The following is a 15,606-nucleotide window of genomic DNA, read 5'->3' as shown; positions in this document are numbered from 1 at the left end:
TAAGCACACAAAGGGGGAAGTGCTTACTTATTATGAAACATAAACCACAAATGATGAAAATGCGTTGGTTAGGAGCGGCAGTCCTGTTGTCTCTGTATACCTCATCGGCCCTGGCCTTTACCATCGACGATGTCGCAAAACAGGCAAAATCGATGGCCAGTAAAGGGTACGAAGCGCCAAAAGGTAACTTACCCTCCGTTTTCCGCGACATGAAATATGCGGACTATCAGCAGATCCAGTTTAATCACGATAAAGCTTACTGGAATAAAATTAAAACCCCGTTCAAGCTCGAGTTTTATCATCAGGGGATGTACTTCGACACGCCTGTCACCATTAATGAAGTGACCGCTAACGCGGTACGCAAAATCAAGTACAGCCCGGACTACTTTAATTTCGGCAATGTGCAACACGATAAAGACACCGTGAAAGATTTAGGCTTCGCGGGCTTCAAAGTGCTTTATCCCATCAACAGTAAAGATAAAAACGACGAAATTGTCAGCATGTTGGGGGCAAGCTATTTCCGTGTGATTGGCGGCGGCCAGGTTTATGGCCTCTCTGCACGCGGTCTGGCGATTGATACCGCGCTGCCTTCCGGGGAGGAGTTCCCACGCTTTCGCGAGTTCTGGATCGAACGTCCAAAACCAACCGACAAACGCCTGACCATCTATGCGCTGCTGGATTCCCCGCGCGCAACGGGCGCCTATCGCTTTGTCATTATTCCTGGCCGCGATACGGTGGTCGACGTGCAGTCTAAAGTCTATCTGCGCGATAAAGTCGGCAAACTGGGCGTTGCTCCGCTGACCAGTATGTTCCTGTTCGGGCCAAACCAGCCTTCTCCTGCCACCAACTTCCGCCCGGAACTACACGACTCTAACGGTCTGTCGATTCTTGCTGGCAACGGGGAGTGGATCTGGCGTCCGCTGAACAACCCGAAACACCTGGCGGTAAGCAGCTTCAGCATGGAGAACCCACAGGGGTTTGGCTTGCTCCAGCGTGGCCGTCAGTTCTCCCGCTTTGAAGATCTGGACGATCGTTACGATCTGCGCCCAAGCGCCTGGATCACTCCGAAAGGCGAGTGGGGCAAAGGCAAAGTGGAGCTGGTAGAGATCCCAACCAACGACGAAACCAACGACAACATCGTCGCGTACTGGACGCCGGACCAGCTGCCGGAAGCCGGTAAAGAGATGAACTTCAACTACAGCATCACCATGAGCCGCGATGAAGACAAGCTGCATGCGCCGGACAACGCGTATGTTCTGCAAACCCGCCGCTCAACAGGGGATGTGAAACAGTCCAATCTGATTCGCCAGCCTGATGGCACCATCGCGTTTGTCGTTGATTTCACCGGCCAGGATATGAAGAGCCTGGCACCGGAAACCCCGGTCACCGCTCAGGCGAGCATTGGTGACAATGGTGAGATCGTTGAGAATAGCGTGCGGTATAACCCGGTCACCAAAGGCTGGCGTTTAACCCTCCGCATTAAAGTGAAAGACGCGAAACAGCCGACTGAGATGCGTGCCGCCCTGGTCAACGCCGATCAGCCGTTGAGTGAAACCTGGAGCTATCAGCTACCTGCCAATGAATAAGATAACTGAGTATATCGATGCCATGCCGCTGACCGATATCGAGAAGGCGGCACTGCCGAAGGGTGACATCAGCGCGGTTCACACCGCGCTGGATGCCGATCATCATCCGTTCACGCGTGAAGATGATACCCCGCTGGGCTCGGTTAAAAGCCGTCTCGAACAGGCCTGGCCCGATTCACTGGCTGAAGGCCAGCTGATCCGCGATGACGAAGGGCGCACCCAGCTTGAGGCGATGCCGAAAGCGACGCGCTCCTCCATGTTCCCGGATCCCTGGCGCACCAACCCGGTGGGCCGTTTCTGGGATCGCCTGCGCGGCCGCGACACCAATCCGCGCTATCTCTCTCGCCTCTCTAAAGAGCAGCAGGCCAGCGAGGAAAAATGGCGTACCGTTGGCAGTATTCGCCGCTACATCCTGCTGCTGTTAACCATTGCGCAGACCGTCGTCGCTACCTGGTATATGAAGACGATTCTTCCTTACCAGGGCTGGGCGCTGATCAATCCGGCCGATATGTTCGACCAGGATCTGCTGGTCTCGTTTATGCAGCTGCTGCCTTATATTCTGCAAAGCGGCATCCTGCTGCTGTTCGCCATCCTATTCTGCTGGGTATCGGCCGGTTTCTGGACCGCGCTGATGGGCTTCCTGCAGCTGCTGATAGGCCGGGATAAGTACAGCATTTCGCACTCTACGGTGGGGGATGAACCCCTCAATCCTGAACACCGTACCGCGCTTATCATGCCTATCTGTAACGAAGATGTGGATCGCGTTTTTGCCGGCCTGCGCGCCACCTGGGAGTCGGTGAAAGCTACCGGTAACGCCGAACACTTCGACGTTTACATCCTGAGTGACAGCTACAACCCGGACATCTGCGTGGCAGAACAGAAAGCGTGGATGGAGCTTATTGCCGAAGTGCAGGGCGAAGGGCAGATCTTCTACCGCCGTCGTCGTCGTCGCGTGAAGCGTAAAAGCGGTAACATCGATGACTTCTGCCGTCGCTGGGGCAGTCAGTACAGCTATATGGTGGTGCTGGATGCCGACTCGGTGATGACCGGTGAGTGTCTGACGGGCCTTGTGCGCCTGATGGAAGCGAACCCGAATGCCGGGATCATTCAGTCTTCGCCGAAAGCGTCGGGCATGGATACGCTCTACGCACGTTGCCAGCAGTTTGCGACCCGCGTCTACGGGCCGCTGTTTACTGCCGGACTGCACTTCTGGCAGCTGGGTGAGTCGCACTACTGGGGGCATAACGCCATCATCCGCGTGAAGCCGTTCATTGAGCACTGTGCGCTGGCGCCGCTGCCGGGTGAAGGCTCGTTCGCGGGCTCGATCCTGTCCCATGACTTCGTGGAAGCTGCGCTGATGCGCCGTGCCGGTTGGGGGGTATGGATCGCCTATGACCTGCCGGGCTCCTATGAAGAGCTGCCGCCAAACCTGCTGGATGAACTGAAGCGTGACCGCCGCTGGTGTCACGGGAACCTGATGAACTTCCGTCTGTTCCTCGTGAAAGGGATGCACCCGGTACACCGCGCCGTCTTCCTGACCGGCGTAATGTCCTACCTCTCCGCGCCGCTGTGGTTTATGTTCCTGGCCCTGTCGACTGCCCTGCAGGTGGTACACGCCCTGACCGAGCCGCAGTACTTCCTGCAGCCGCGCCAGCTGTTCCCGGTCTGGCCGCAGTGGCGCCCTGAGCTGGCGATAGCGCTCTTTGCCTCGACGATGGTGCTGCTCTTCCTGCCGAAGCTGCTGAGTATTGTGCTCATCTGGTGCAAGGGCTCGAAGGAGTACGGTGGTTTCTTCCGCGTGACGCTCTCCCTGCTGCTGGAGGTCTTATTCTCCGTGCTGCTGGCGCCGGTGCGTATGTTGTTCCACACCGTCTTCGTGGTCAGCGCCTTCCTCGGCTGGGAAGTGGTCTGGAACTCGCCGCAGCGTGACGATGACTCTACGCCGTGGAGCGAAGCGTTTATGCGTCACGGTTCGCAGATGCTGCTCGGTCTGGTCTGGGCGGTGGGCATGGCGTGGCTGGACTTGCGCTTCCTGTTCTGGCTGGCGCCGATTGTCTTCTCGCTGATCCTCTCCCCGTTTGTGTCGGTGATTTCAAGCCGTTCGACGGTGGGTCTGCGCACCAAACGCTGGAAGCTGTTCCTGATCCCGGAAGAGTATTCACCGCCGCAGGTGCTGGTGGATACAGACAAGTATCTGGAGCTCAACCGCAGTCGTTCGCTGGAAGATGGGTTTATGCATGCGGTGTTTAACCCGTCATTCAACGCCCTGGCCATCGCTATGGCGACTGCCCGTCACCGTGCCAGCCGTGTGCTGGAGATCGCCCGCGATCGTCACGTTGAGCAGGCGTTGAACGAGACGCCAGAGAAGCTGAATCGCGACCGTCGTCTGGTGCTGCTAAGCGATCCTGTCACCATGGCGCGGATGCATCATCGTGTCTGGGCCGCCCCGGAGAAATACTCTTCGTGGGTGAACTATTACCAGACGCTGAAGCTGAATCCGCAGGCATTGAAAGCGAAGTGATGCGTCGGAAGGCGCTACGCTTACCCGGCCTACAAAATCTGTAGGCCCGTGCAAGCGCAGCGCCGCCAGGCAAATAAATACCGGCCCTGGAGCCGGTATTTTTATCTTTTGAGGTACTGGATGAGATTTTTCATCGTCATCACAATGGCGCTATTACTGAGCGGCTGCGGCAGTATCATTAGCCGGACGATCCCAGGTCAAGGACACGGCAATCAATATTACCCGGGCGTGCAATGGGATGTCCGTGACTCCGCATGGCGCTACCTGACGATACTCGATCTGCCGTTCTCCCTGGTCTTCGATACGCTACTGCTGCCCATCGACGCTCAGCACGGGCCCTATGAATAATTAACGTTCGTCCCACTCATCCGCTGCGGTTTGTCCCTCTTCGGTATCCAGCGGCGGCTCAAGCTGGAATTCACCCTCATCCCATTCATGCAGGGTGTTCTCTTCCAGCCACTCCTGACGCAGCTCAATCTCGTCATAATCGCCATCAAACACCGCCTGAGCCGCTTCGCCGCTCAGTACGGGCAGGCACTCGCCGTCTTCGCCGTCATCGGCAAAAAATTCGGCCTGCCACATAATGTCCCCATCCTGCATGACATATTTCTGGATATTGAGTTGCTCAATATTCGCGTCTTCTTCCTCAATGCCGGGATTATCGGCGAGAAACTCTTCGCGCGCGGCATCAATCGCTTCCTCTAAAGTGGCAAACATAGTCATCGGCGTCTCCCTGTGAATTGACGTGGTGTTCAGGGAAAGAATAGCTGATTCTCCATAATTGCAAGTATGAAAGCGGCAAAAGCCTTCACGCAGCGGTCTTAATCGGCGGCAGAGACCTTATCTGATTCCGGGATAGCCCTGGGTCGGCGCACGGCACGGGACAGACTGAACCACGAATAGATCGCGTTGAATAGCACCACGCAGGCGGTGACGATAAATACCGCGCGAAAACCGTAGCTGGCGGCAATACCGGCCCCCAAAAGAGGGCCGGTGACGTTGCCGATATCGCGGAACGACTGGTTGTAGCTGAAGATTCGTCCGGCAATCTGATTGGTAGAGTTATAGACCAGCAGGGTCTGCACCGCAGGCAGCAGGGCACCATCGGCCGCCCCGAGTAAAAAGCGCAGAACACCCAGCTGCCACGGGGATTGCACAAATGACATCGGGATGAGGAGCAGCACAGAGATCACCAGCGCGACGATCAGGATCCTTTCCGGACCAATCCGATCGCCCAGTTTCCCTAGTCGCGGGGCGCTGATCAGGGCGGCCACGCCGGGCACCGAGGCAATCATGCCGCTGATAAAGGCGATATTGCCCACATGCCCGGCCAGGTCGCGCACGTAGAGCGTCAGGATCGGCGCAATGGAGCCGGTAGCGACCTGAATAATCATGGTGGTGACAAACAGGCTGATGACCAGGCGAGGATTTTTAAGGGAGGCAAAGACCTCGCGGGCATGCAACATCTCTTTTTTCGGCACCGGGGTAAAATTTTCCCGGATGCAGAATAAGGTCACCAGGAAGCAGGCAAACAGTACCCCCGCGGTGATAAAAAATACTGGCCGCAAACCGTAGCTGTCCGCCATTAATCCCCCGGCCAGTGGGCCAAGCAGAGCGCCGCTTACCGCACCAGTAGAGAGTGTTCCCAGCGCCCAGCCGCTTTTATGGCGGGGGATCTGCGTGGCGATAAGCGCGTTGGCATTAGGCACAAAGCCGCCCAGCAGCCCCAGAAGCGCGCGCAACACCAGAAACTGCCAGATGTTTTGCGCCAGCCCCATCAGCAGCATGATGATGGCCATCCCCAACGCCGAACGCAGCAGCATAATTTTGCGCCCTTTGCGGTCGGCCAGCCCGCCCCAGAAAGGGGAGGCGATAGCGGAGAAGAGAAACGTGATGCTGAATACCAGCCCGGACCACATATTGAGCGCGCTGTGGCCGCTGACGCCGAGTTGTTCTACGTAGAGCGGCAGAAAAGGCATCACCAGGCTAAAAGCGGCGCCCGTGAGAAAGCAGCCCAGCCAGGCAACCATAAGGTTCCGCTTCCAGTTTATTGGCGTTTCTGAGGGAGACATAGCTATCCGCGTTATGATGCGCGACGGCATCATTTATAAAAGAAGGTAATAAGCCTGCTAATTATGCGCCTGGGTGATGGTTGCTGCAATGACGGAGAGCATTATAAGCTTAAAGAGCAGTGCGGCCCGGAGGCCGCAGGGGAGGATTAATAGCGGGAAGGGACACCTTCCGGACGGGTTTTAAAGCGGCGATGCAGCCACATGTACTGTTCGGGCGCCAGCAGAATGCACTTTTCCACCACCTCATTCATCCACGCGGCTGTGGTTCTGGCATCATCCAACGGCGGGGAGCACTCCGGTTCCAGCATCATCAGCTCGTAGCCCTTGCCGTCAGGTTTGCGACGCGGCACAAAAGGAACAATCGCCGCGTTCGACAGACGGGCCAGCGTCCATGTGCCGGTGGTGGTAGCTGCCTCGTCGACCGCAAAGAAGGGCACAAAGACGCTGGCGGTTGGGCCGTAGTCATGATCCGGCGCGTACCAGATCACCTCCCCGGATTTCAGGGCGCGGATCATCCCCTTGAGATCTTTACGGTCGATCATGCTCTTGTTGGAGCGCATCCGCCCCCATGTCTGCAGCCAGTCGATCACCGGGTTGTCGTTCGGGCGATAGACGCCAATACCGGGCGCCTGCATGCCAAACATCCGCGCGCCGATCTCCAGCGTCAGAAAATGGACGCCGATCAGCAGAACGCCAGTTTTATTGGCCTGCAGATTGTGCACCGGATCCATGCCGGTGCCGGTCACTTCCGTCCAGCGCGCCATACGCTTATTGGACCAGAACCAGGCCATTCCGGTCTCCATCAGCCCCATGCCAACGGATTCAAAATTTTTCACTACCATGGTGTCGCGCTCGTGCTCGCTCATCTCCGGGAAACAGAGTTCCAGATTACGGCGGGCAATGCGGGCGCGGCGGGACATAAAGCGCATCGCCAGCCGACCCAGGCCGCAGCCAATACGGTAGATCAGCGGGTAGGGCAGCTGCACCAGTAACCATAATAAACCGATGCCAGCCCAGGTCAGCCAGTAACGAGGATGTAGAAGCGCAATGGAAAATTTAGGGAGTTGAGTCATGTCGTTCCTGTTTGTGATACGTCCTGTTGGCGTAGTGTCGCATTTTTCCATTGATAACCAAAATGCATCGCTATGGAATGGTCATGAATAGAGCAAATGTTATACCCTCGGCATTTTAACGTGAGAAATGTAGCGCAAAATGAAGGGATGTAAATTCCCAATGTTTGCTATATGATGCCGACCGATTTTCATTCTCATACGATTGCAGGAACCGTACACCATGCCAGTGTTACACAACCTCATTTCGAACGAAGAGCTGAAAGCGCGCATGTTGGCTGAAACCGAGCCGCGCACGACGATCTCGTTCTATAAATATTTCACCATCGTTAACCCGCAGGCTACCCGCGACGCGCTGTACAAGGCGTTAACCGCGCTGAACGTCTTTGGCCGTATCTATCTGGCCCATGAGGGCATCAATGCTCAGATCAGCGTGCCTGAAAGCAAGCTCGATGAGCTGCGCAGCTTCCTCTATGGCTTCGATCCGGCCCTGGACGGCCTGCGCCTGAATATTGCGCTGGACGATGATGGTAAATCCTTCTGGGTGCTGCGCATGAAGGTGCGGGAGCGCATTGTGGCGGACGGCATTGATGACCCGACCTTTGATGCCAGCGACGTGGGCGATTACCTGAAAGCGTCAGAAGTGAACGCCATGCTGGACGATCCTGACGCCGTGTTTATCGATATGCGTAACCACTATGAATATGAAGTGGGCCATTTCGAAAACGCACTGGAAATCCCGGCAGATACTTTCCGTGAGCAGCTGCCAAAAGCCGTTGAGATGATGCAGGAGCATAAGGACAAAAAAATTGTCATGTACTGCACCGGCGGGATCCGCTGCGAAAAAGCCAGCGCCTGGATGAAGCACAACGGCTTTAACAAGGTGTGGCATATCGAAGGCGGGATCATCGAGTATGCCCGTCGCGCCCGCGAGCAGGGGCTACCAGTGCGCTTTATCGGCAAGAACTTCGTCTTTGACGAGCGCATGGGTGAGCGCATCTCTGATGATGTGATTGCCCACTGTCATCAGTGCGGCACCGCCTGCGACACCCATACCAACTGCAAAAATGACGGTTGTCATCTGCTGTTTATTCAGTGTCCGGCCTGCGCTGAGAAGTTTAACGGCTGCTGCAGCGAGCTGTGTAGCGAAGAGAGCATGTTGCCTGAAGAGGAGCAGCGCCGCCGCCGTGCCGGGCGCGAAAATGGCAATAAGATCTTTAATAAGTCGCGGGGGCGTCTGAATACCCGCCTGGGCATTCCTGACCCGGAGTGACCCTGAAACCTTGCCCGGTCGCGTGACCGGGCGAGGGCATTATTTCTGCTGAACCCCTTCTACCGAAATGATCAGCTCTACGTCCTGCGACGCCGGGCCCAGATCGGTAGTGATGTTGAAGTCTTTCAGGTGAATTTTACCTGATGCCTCAAACCCGGCGCGTTTCCCGCCCCACGGATCGTCACCCTGACCAATCAGTTTTGCATCCAGCTTAACCGGTTTCGTTACGCCGTTTAGCGTCAGGTTGCCGGTAATATCCAGCCCGTCACCATCCTTTTTCACCTCGGTCGAGGTAAAGGTCGCCTGCGGGTATTTCGCCACGTTGAGGAAGTCTGCGCTGCGCAGATGCTTGTCGCGCTCGGCGTGGTTAGTATCGAGGCTGTTGGTGTTCAGGGTGACATTGACTTTATCATTCGCCGGATTGCTCTCATCAAAGGTAAATGAGCCATCGAAATCCTTGAATGTGCCGTACAGCCAGCTGTACCCCAGATGCTGAATACGGAAGTTCACAAAGGCGTGCTGGCCTTGTTTATCAATTTTGTAGTCCGCTGCCACGGCGGCGCCGGTGGTGAACAGCAGAGACGCTAAGGTTAATCCCAGCAGGCTTTTCTTCATTTTATGCTCCAGAGTCAGGGGACGCTTTGCCCAACATACGTTTCAGGGTGGCGTCTTTGTCGATAAAGTGATGTTTCATGGCGGCAAGTCCATGTAATACGGAGAGAATGACTACGCCCCAGGCCAGCCATAAATGCACGGTTCCAGCCAGATCGGCCTGGGGGCCGGCATCGGCCAGCAGGGCGGGGACGTCAAACAGGCCGAAGACACTGATAGGTTTTCCGTCAGCGGTGGAGATCAAATAGCCGCTGATCAGGATGGCGAAAAGCAAGGCATACAGGGCGATATGGGCGGCGGCAGCGCTAATGCGCGTAAAGCGAGTCTGGCTTTTCAACGCCGGCGGAACAGGGGAGACATGGCGCCACAGCAGCCGCACCACCAGCGCCAGCATCAGCATAAAGCCGATGCTTTTGTGCAGCTCCGGTGCCTGGTGATACCAGCCATCATAATAGCTCAGGGTCACCATCCAGAGGCCAAGACCAAACATGCCGTAAACCGCAATCGCCATCAGCCAGTGCAGACTCATGGAAATAACGCCATAGCGTGTGGGGGAATTTCGCACCTGCATTTTGAGCACCATTATTAATTCGCAAGCGCTAAAAATGGCGTGGAGAAAACATTAATGCAAATGATATTTACACATATTCAATATTAATTTTATTTGTTCGATTATTTTGAATGAATATTGGAAATGATAGTCAATGGCGCTGTTAATGATTTGCTGGAGCGGCTGATTTTTGGCGGGTTGTGACAATTTTATGATGTTCAAATAATTTATGGCGAAATTATAGTTATTTTAAGAAATGTCAATTTTTGTCAATGAATCTCATCAGAAAAATACAATGTAAAGAATATCGAGGATTGCTAACAGCGACCACAGCAAAATATAGAGCATCAGGTGCTCGCGAATATTATTGACCAGATAGTTAACGATACGACGCATGAGAAGACCGGTAAAAAGATGCATGAAAGGCTTCGGAAACCCGAAGCCTGACACCATTATCGGCTAAAGCGAGACAGGGAGAAAGGCGTGAGATCAAACGGCGGCGCGATATTCTGAGAGAATTGCGCGGCAATTTCACCCAGCACGCTGGCAAACTTGAACCCGTGCCCGCTCAGGCCGGTGATCAGCAGCGTATTATCATGACCCGGCAGGCTATCGATGATGAAATCTTCGTCCGGCGTGTTGTCATAGGTACAGGCTGCTCCGTGTAACAGGCCGCCGATACCCGGCAGCACATTGCGCAGGAATTTGAATGCTTCAGAGCCATCTCCAGGATACGCGCCAAACGGCTTACGCTCTTCCGGCGAGTTAATCACCTGCCCGCCGTTGTGTTTACCGATCTTCAGGGCATCTTTTTCGGACGGGAAGCCGTAAAACTGGTCGCCGTCAGGCAGTTCGCCGGTAAAGGCAGGGAAGTGATTCTGATGGCTGTAGCGCCCGTCAGCCTGGAACCAGGAGAAAACTTTGCGTACCGGCTGCACCGGCAGGCCGGGAACCAGACGTGAAACCCAGGTGCCGGCGCTTACCAGCAGGCGGCTTGCGCTGTAGGGGCCTTCCGGGGTATCAACGGTGACGCCGTCCTCATGATGGGTAATGGCGCTCACCGGGCAGTTAAACAATTGGGCGCAACCGGCCTCTTTGGCCAACGCAATCCAGGTTTTAATCGCCAGTTCGCTGCGCAGTACGCCCGACCCGGATTCATACAGGCCGATATAGTCCGCCGGGACGTTGATCTCAGGCCAGCGCTTCATGATCGCTGCCGCGTCCAGTCTTTCAAGATTGAGGCTGAACTGGCGGGCGCTCTGTTCAACGGTCGCCAGAAATGGCGAGTCGGAGGGTCCAAGATTGACTACCCCCGTGCGTTCAAAGACCTGCTCACCGCTGATTTGCGCCAGTTCATCCCACAGCGCCTGCGCCCGTAACACCAGCGGCACATAGCGTTCACCTTCGCCGTAAGCGTGGCGCATCAGACGGGTATCACCGTGGTGGCTCCCTTCGGTGTGGGGTGGCATATGGGCATCGATCATCAGTACGTTCTGACCGGCTCGCGTTGCGTAATAGCCTGCCGCCGCACCGACAGATCCGCTGCCAATAATAATAAGATCGTATTTCATGAGGCTCTCTTTACGCGTTTCGTTGGTTAGCAGGGTAATTAAGAAGGCAGGGTTATACAAGGGAGAAATAAACGAGGCACCGTGAGGTGCCTGTTGGGTGAAAAAGTGTCGTGACGCTAGTGTCGCCGGTACTCATTTTCCTGGTAGTCACTGGATTCTATTTTTGCAATACCGGCTTCTAAAATAGAAATAAACTGGCGTGCGACATCTGTGGTTAACCACAACGTCTGCCCAACTTCCGCTTCTTCAGTGTCAGGATGATTTGGAGTCTGGTAGTGCAAACGCAGCATCAGTGCGTCGTAGCTATCTACAGTGCTGATATCCCAGCCTACAAGCGGATGGGTCTGGATGACTTCATTATTCTTTTCCATCATAACCCCCTGAATACGTGTTAAAAAGACAACGACTGTGAGGTTCAATGCGTGTTTTTCTGAAGCAATTTCAGTATATCAATAAATAAGGCTTCTGAAGGGAAAAAGAAACAGGCAGTCCAAAATATTTATGCGTTTTAGGATTGTTTGAACATTAAAACGTCATCTTGCTGATGATTTTTGACGAAGTCAGTCAGATTATTCGTGCTTTCACATAAAAAGAGGAAAAAAAGCCGGGGCGACCCGGCAAAAAAACACAATGAAGGAGAAAATTTAATCGGTAATAAACCAGTCGTCAGCGCTCTCCCAGGTTTCCTATAAAATTTCGCTGATACGCTCTTTATCATCTTTTGCGCCACCGATGACCGAGAGATTGTTTGACCCCGCATAACGCACGGTGACGGCACCTTCGCGTTCGGGAAAGGAGTTGTTTATACGGCGGGATAATTCACCCGCCAGTGCATCCAGCGCACCAGCAGGCAAAGGCGTTGTTCTGGCAATGGTCACTTCAATACGCATAATTGCCCCCTGTGTTATATACTGTGTATTTATACAGTTATATTGTTGAACTTACAACAGGGGGCAAACAATTTTTAACGCTTCACCGTCCACTGAACGGTTTCACCCGCGAGGAAGGGGATCAGGGTGTCGTCAGTCAGGGGGATGGACTCCACGACGCTGCTCTCTTCGCGCACCAGCTCAACAACGCCCTCATTCACCGGCAGACCGTAGAAACGCGGCCCGTTCAGGGAGCAGAACGCCTCGAAATGTTGCAGGGCATTCATCTCGTCAAAAACCTGCGCGTAGCTGGCAAGGGCGGTCGGTGCGTTAAAGCAGCCTGCACAGCCACAGCTGGCCTCTTTACGATGACGGGCATGGGGCGCGGAGTCGGTGCCGAGGAAGGCGCGCGCAAAGCCGCTGGCAACCAGCTCGCGCAGCGCTTGCTGGTGGACATTGCGTTTGAGGATCGGCAGGCAGTAGAGGTGCGGACGCACGCCACCTACCAGCATATGGTTGCGGTTGAACATCAGGTGCTGCGGGGTGATGGTGGCCGCCAGGAGCTCGTTGCCATCGCGCACGTACTCCGCGGCATCTTTGGTGGTGATGTGTTCAAACACCACTTTCAGACCCGGCAGGCGCTGGCGCAGCGGCTCCATCACGGTTTCGATGAAACGCGCTTCACGGTCGAAAATGTCGATGTCGGCATGAGTCACTTCGCCGTGCACCAGCAGGGGCATCCCCAGTTTTTCCATGCGCTCGAGCACCGGCATAATCGCGTCAATGCTGGTGACACCGTGGCTGGAGTTGGTGGTGGCGTTGGCCGGATAGAGTTTGGCGGCGGTAAAGACCCCTTCGCTAAAGCCGCGCTCAATCTCATTCGCATCGAGCGTGTCGGTCAGATAACAGGTCATCAGCGGGGTAAAATCGTGACCGGCAGGCACGGCATCAAGAATGCGCTGGCGATAGGCGATCGCCGCATCGACCGTGGTGACCGGCGGCACCAGGTTTGGCATGACAATCGCGCGGCCATAAATTTCACTGGTATACGGCACGACGGTTTTCAGCATATCGCCATCGCGAAGATGGATATGCCAGTCGTCTGGGCGGCGGATTTTCAAAACCTGGGATTGTGCAGTCATGGATAGGCTCCGGCTGAGTGAGATGATTTTTGCCGGACACAAAGAATAGGGGGAAACGTTTTCGTTTGCACTCTTTTCTGTAAAAAAAGGCGCCGAAGCGCCTCACGGGTTAATCGACGAAGGGGATGACAATCTCACCCGGCTTCACTTCGATACCTTTTGCATATTTTTTCGCCAGCGCTTCGCCCTTGCTGTTGTCTTCGCTCAGGATATAAGCCGGCTGGTGATTAAAGTAGTTTTGCAGGGACTGATTCAGGTATGGCATCAGCGTCTGCAGAACCGGTTTCATCTTCTCCGGCGAGACCACGGCGTCGGTGATCTCCATCTGTTGCAGGTAGATGGCGCCCTGATCCTTATTGAAGACCGGCAGCGCTTTTAACTTCAGCTTAATATTGGCTTTCTGGCTGCCGAACAGCGAATTCATGTCCAGACTGGCGTCGCCGGAGAGCATCACTTTGTTCGGCTCTTCGCGGCCAATCTGGCTGGCAAGATTGCTCAGGACGATATGCGCATCGGCGACGCCGGGCACACCGATATCTTTCGCAAAGTTATTGCGCTTCTGCAGGGCCTGGTTAATCTCCTGTTCACTGACCGTGTACTGGGTGAGCTGATTACAACCAACCAGCAGACCGCTGATGATCAACGCAGTGGCAATAACAATCTTTTTCATGGTTTTCCTCGACATACTGGCGCTTCAATCCTGACGCGCCAGTATGTCAGGGGAGTGTCCCTCAGACCAGCAGAATAAACTGATAACGGCGAAGAACAGGAATAGTGCCTGAGTCCCGGTCAGGCTCCGGGCTCCAGCACGCCGGGTGCAGCGCGCTTGTGGCTGAACTGCCAGCCCAGCGCGAAGAAGGTGGTTACCCCAATCAAAGTCAGCATCACCCACGGCAGTTCAGGCTGGTTAAAAGCTTTCCCGGCATCGAACAGCCAGCCGCCCCCGGCATAGCCCAGCGCGCCACCAATCGCCAGACCGAGACGGCTGAAGCCCATATAGCTGCCCCGCGCGCGCGGATCGGCCAGCTCGGCGCTCAGCGTTTCACGGGCGGGTTCGGCGATGATGGAGCCGATATAGAAGGTGCAAATCAGCATAAACAGCTGTTGCAGGGAGCTCACCATCCCAATGGGCAGCATGCTCAGGGACATCAGCAGCAGGCCCGCCATCAAGCGATGCTCGAGGCGGAAGCGTTTTTCGCTCCAGCGAGCAATAGGGTAGAGGAGGGTGAGGGAGAGGCAGGCCTCAATGGCGTACATCCACTTCACCGCCGCCGGCGATCCGGCGATATCGTTAACCATGATCGGCAGCATCAGCATCACCTGTACGCCCAACATGTAATAGCCCGCCAGCGTCAGCACGTAGGTAATGAAACGTTTATCGCGCCAGACGCGGTCGAGCCCCTCCCGTACCGGCGCTTTGACGGTGGAGAGCTTCCAGGCGGGCAGCAGCCAGGCGTTAAAGGCCGCACACAGAATAAACAGCACCGCCCCAGTGGCGCAGACCAGCCGAAAATCGTACTGCAACAGCCAGCTTCCCAGCAGCGCACCCACCACCGCGCCCGCGCTGTCCTGCATCATCAGCAGCGAGAAAAAACGCCCGCGATGCCGGGGACGGATCAGCTTCACGACGAGCGCCGTGCGCGGCGGATCGAACAGCGTGCCGCCAAGCCCGGAAACAATACAGGAGACCCATAGCAGCCAGGGTTCATGGGCTATCGCCATGGTGGCAAAACCCGCCGCCCGCAGCAGCATGCCGGTGACAATCATCGGTTTCGCGCCAAAGCGGTCGGCAATCGCGCCGCCAAACACCCCCAGCCCCTGCTGGACAAACTGGCGCAGCCCCAGCGCAATGCCGACCATCAACGCCGCCCAGCCCATCTGATCGACAAAGCGAATAGAGATGAGGGGGAAAACGACAAAAAAGCCGAGTACAACCAGCATGTTATCAACAAGCAGGAAATATTTACCGAGGCTCCGGGCCTGTGAGATATGGGACATTTCCCCTCCAGGGAAATATACCCGTCATACTTCAGGTTGCCGGTGCGTTGGCCTCCTCGCTCACCCCTGTCACTTACCGGAGTTAGCTCCAGGGGATTCGCTGCGTCGCCGCCTTCCTGCAACTCGAATTATTTAGGGTATCAAGATAATGAGCGCGCTAATATTCTGCGGTGTCGGCAGGTTTTTTCCCACTACGCAGGCGACAATATTTTTTTATCAAAAAGGGGTTTTGATTGAGGGTTTTAATCGAAAAATGTGAAAAGTCTTCAAAATGGTATGTCACTGTTTTCCCAGAAGGCAGCGGCGCAGGTATAGTAAAGCTAACGGGTCAAAGTTGTAACA

At 55.3% G+C, this 15,606-nt stretch carries 16 protein-coding genes; 4 read left to right on the top strand and 12 right to left on the bottom strand.

Annotation, left to right across the window (positions count from 1 at the left end; all coding sequences use genetic code 11):
- The first annotated feature begins 50 nt into the window (after nucleotides 1-50).
- The 3 genes from mdoG to WFM46_RS10925 all read left to right on the top strand — a co-directional run bounded on the left by mdoG (nucleotide 51) and on the right by WFM46_RS10925 (nucleotide 4,455).
- Nucleotides 51-1,586 carry a glucans biosynthesis protein MdoG gene (gene mdoG / locus WFM46_RS10935; RefSeq protein ID WP_336997618.1) on the top strand — a complete coding sequence of 512 codons (1,536 nt, stop codon included), beginning with the start codon at nucleotides 51-53 and terminating at the stop codon, nucleotides 1,584-1,586.
- Complete coding sequence (gene mdoH, locus WFM46_RS10930) at nucleotides 1,579-4,107, top strand: glucans biosynthesis glucosyltransferase MdoH (protein ID WP_103179055.1); 2,529 nt, start codon at nucleotides 1,579-1,581, stop codon at nucleotides 4,105-4,107. The genes mdoG and mdoH overlap by 8 nt, the downstream gene beginning before the upstream one ends.
- A 120-nt stretch (nucleotides 4,108-4,227) precedes the next feature.
- Nucleotides 4,228-4,455 (top strand): YceK/YidQ family lipoprotein, encoded by a 228-nt coding sequence (locus tag WFM46_RS10925; RefSeq protein ID WP_103179056.1) that lies wholly within the window; start codon nucleotides 4,228-4,230, stop codon nucleotides 4,453-4,455.
- Here the strand turns inward: WFM46_RS10925 and WFM46_RS10920 are convergent, their stop codons facing one another.
- The 3 genes from WFM46_RS10920 to WFM46_RS10910 all read right to left on the bottom strand — a co-directional run bounded on the left by WFM46_RS10920 (nucleotide 4,456) and on the right by WFM46_RS10910 (nucleotide 7,252).
- Entirely contained in the window at nucleotides 4,456-4,830 is a 375-nt protein-coding gene (locus tag WFM46_RS10920; RefSeq protein WP_103179057.1) for a MysB family protein, read from the bottom strand.
- A 98-nt stretch (nucleotides 4,831-4,928) separates the two neighbouring features.
- Nucleotides 4,929-6,179 (bottom strand): multidrug efflux MFS transporter MdtG, encoded by a 1,251-nt coding sequence (gene mdtG, locus WFM46_RS10915; RefSeq protein WP_103179058.1) that lies wholly within the window; start codon nucleotides 6,177-6,179, stop codon nucleotides 4,929-4,931.
- Nucleotides 6,180-6,325: 146 nt separating this feature from the next.
- Nucleotides 6,326-7,252 carry a Kdo(2)-lipid IV(A) acyltransferase gene (locus WFM46_RS10910; RefSeq protein ID WP_336997617.1) on the bottom strand — a complete coding sequence of 309 codons (927 nt, stop codon included), beginning with the start codon at nucleotides 7,250-7,252 and terminating at the stop codon, nucleotides 6,326-6,328.
- 220 nt (nucleotides 7,253-7,472) lie between these two features.
- Here WFM46_RS10910 and trhO point away from each other — a divergent pair, with 220 nt between their 5' ends.
- A complete protein-coding gene (trhO, locus tag WFM46_RS10905; protein ID WP_325940132.1) occupies nucleotides 7,473-8,522 on the top strand; it encodes an oxygen-dependent tRNA uridine(34) hydroxylase TrhO in 1,050 nt (349 codons plus the stop codon).
- Between the two features lie 39 nt (nucleotides 8,523-8,561).
- On the opposite strand, the gene WFM46_RS10900 is transcribed toward trhO, so the two are convergent.
- The 9 genes from WFM46_RS10900 to mdtH form a co-directional block, all read right to left on the bottom strand.
- A complete protein-coding gene (locus WFM46_RS10900) occupies nucleotides 8,562-9,137 on the bottom strand; it encodes a YceI family protein (RefSeq protein ID WP_103179061.1) in 576 nt (191 codons plus the stop codon).
- Nucleotide 9,138: 1 nt separating this feature from the next.
- Nucleotides 9,139-9,705 carry a cytochrome b/b6 domain-containing protein gene (locus WFM46_RS10895; RefSeq protein WP_180209139.1) on the bottom strand — a complete coding sequence of 189 codons (567 nt, stop codon included), beginning with the start codon at nucleotides 9,703-9,705 and terminating at the stop codon, nucleotides 9,139-9,141.
- A gap of 261 nt (nucleotides 9,706-9,966) precedes the next feature.
- Nucleotides 9,967-10,080, bottom strand: a complete 114-nt coding sequence (locus WFM46_RS10890) for a DUF2770 family protein (RefSeq protein ID WP_180209140.1) — start codon at nucleotides 10,078-10,080, stop codon at nucleotides 9,967-9,969.
- A 56-nt stretch (nucleotides 10,081-10,136) separates the two neighbouring features.
- A complete protein-coding gene (gene solA, locus WFM46_RS10885; protein WP_336997616.1) occupies nucleotides 10,137-11,255 on the bottom strand; it encodes an N-methyl-L-tryptophan oxidase in 1,119 nt (372 codons plus the stop codon).
- 116 nt (nucleotides 11,256-11,371) lie between these two features.
- Nucleotides 11,372-11,626: a biofilm formation regulator BssS gene (gene bssS, locus WFM46_RS10880; RefSeq protein ID WP_103179063.1), complete on the bottom strand. Its 255-nt coding sequence runs from the start codon at nucleotides 11,624-11,626 to the stop codon at nucleotides 11,372-11,374.
- Between the two features lie 315 nt (nucleotides 11,627-11,941).
- On the bottom strand, nucleotides 11,942-12,145 hold the full coding sequence (gene dinI / locus WFM46_RS10875) for a DNA damage-inducible protein I (protein WP_336997615.1): 204 nt from the start codon (nucleotides 12,143-12,145) through the stop codon (nucleotides 11,942-11,944).
- A 74-nt stretch (nucleotides 12,146-12,219) separates the two neighbouring features.
- Nucleotides 12,220-13,266, bottom strand: coding sequence for a dihydroorotase (gene pyrC / locus WFM46_RS10870; RefSeq protein ID WP_180209142.1), 1,047 nt, complete (start codon nucleotides 13,264-13,266; stop codon nucleotides 12,220-12,222).
- A gap of 109 nt (nucleotides 13,267-13,375) precedes the next feature.
- Nucleotides 13,376-13,936, bottom strand: coding sequence for a lipoprotein (locus WFM46_RS10865; RefSeq protein ID WP_103179066.1), 561 nt, complete (start codon nucleotides 13,934-13,936; stop codon nucleotides 13,376-13,378).
- 119 nt (nucleotides 13,937-14,055) lie between these two features.
- On the bottom strand, nucleotides 14,056-15,264 hold the full coding sequence (gene mdtH, locus WFM46_RS10860) for a multidrug efflux MFS transporter MdtH (RefSeq protein WP_103179067.1): 1,209 nt from the start codon (nucleotides 15,262-15,264) through the stop codon (nucleotides 14,056-14,058).
- Nucleotides 15,265-15,606 lie beyond the last annotated feature (342 nt).

The organism is Leclercia sp. M50 (genome assembly GCF_037150775.1).
Lineage (GTDB): Bacteria > Pseudomonadota > Gammaproteobacteria > Enterobacterales > Enterobacteriaceae > Enterobacter.
Note: the sequence above shows the minus strand (reverse complement) of the source record. Positions and strands in the feature narration are given on the sequence as shown.

Excerpts from the sequence above, each read along its gene's own strand:
- mdoG (WP_336997618.1), top strand. The coding sequence starts at position 51 with ATGATGAAAATGCGTTGGTTAGGAGCGGCAGTCCTGTTGTCTCTGTAT.
- mdoH (WP_103179055.1), top strand. The coding sequence starts at position 1,579 with ATGAATAAGATAACTGAGTATATCGATGCCATGCCGCTGACCGATATC.
- WFM46_RS10925 (WP_103179056.1), top strand. The coding sequence starts at position 4,228 with ATGAGATTTTTCATCGTCATCACAATGGCGCTATTACTGAGCGGCTGC.
- WFM46_RS10920 (WP_103179057.1), bottom strand. The coding sequence starts at position 4,830 with ATGACTATGTTTGCCACTTTAGAGGAAGCGATTGATGCCGCGCGCGAA.
- mdtG (WP_103179058.1), bottom strand. The coding sequence starts at position 6,179 with ATGTCTCCCTCAGAAACGCCAATAAACTGGAAGCGGAACCTTATGGTT.
- WFM46_RS10910 (WP_336997617.1), bottom strand. The coding sequence starts at position 7,252 with ATGACTCAACTCCCTAAATTTTCCATTGCGCTTCTACATCCTCGTTAC.
- trhO (WP_325940132.1), top strand. The coding sequence starts at position 7,473 with ATGCCAGTGTTACACAACCTCATTTCGAACGAAGAGCTGAAAGCGCGC.
- WFM46_RS10900 (WP_103179061.1), bottom strand. The coding sequence starts at position 9,137 with ATGAAGAAAAGCCTGCTGGGATTAACCTTAGCGTCTCTGCTGTTCACC.
- WFM46_RS10895 (WP_180209139.1), bottom strand. The coding sequence starts at position 9,705 with ATGCAGGTGCGAAATTCCCCCACACGCTATGGCGTTATTTCCATGAGT.
- WFM46_RS10890 (WP_180209140.1), bottom strand. The coding sequence starts at position 10,080 with ATGCGTCGTATCGTTAACTATCTGGTCAATAATATTCGCGAGCACCTG.
- solA (WP_336997616.1), bottom strand. The coding sequence starts at position 11,255 with ATGAAATACGATCTTATTATTATTGGCAGCGGATCTGTCGGTGCGGCG.
- bssS (WP_103179063.1), bottom strand. The coding sequence starts at position 11,626 with ATGGAAAAGAATAATGAAGTCATCCAGACCCATCCGCTTGTAGGCTGG.
- dinI (WP_336997615.1), bottom strand. The coding sequence starts at position 12,145 with ATGCGTATTGAAGTGACCATTGCCAGAACAACGCCTTTGCCTGCTGGT.
- pyrC (WP_180209142.1), bottom strand. The coding sequence starts at position 13,266 with ATGACTGCACAATCCCAGGTTTTGAAAATCCGCCGCCCAGACGACTGG.
- WFM46_RS10865 (WP_103179066.1), bottom strand. The coding sequence starts at position 13,936 with ATGAAAAAGATTGTTATTGCCACTGCGTTGATCATCAGCGGTCTGCTG.
- mdtH (WP_103179067.1), bottom strand. The coding sequence starts at position 15,264 with ATGTCCCATATCTCACAGGCCCGGAGCCTCGGTAAATATTTCCTGCTT.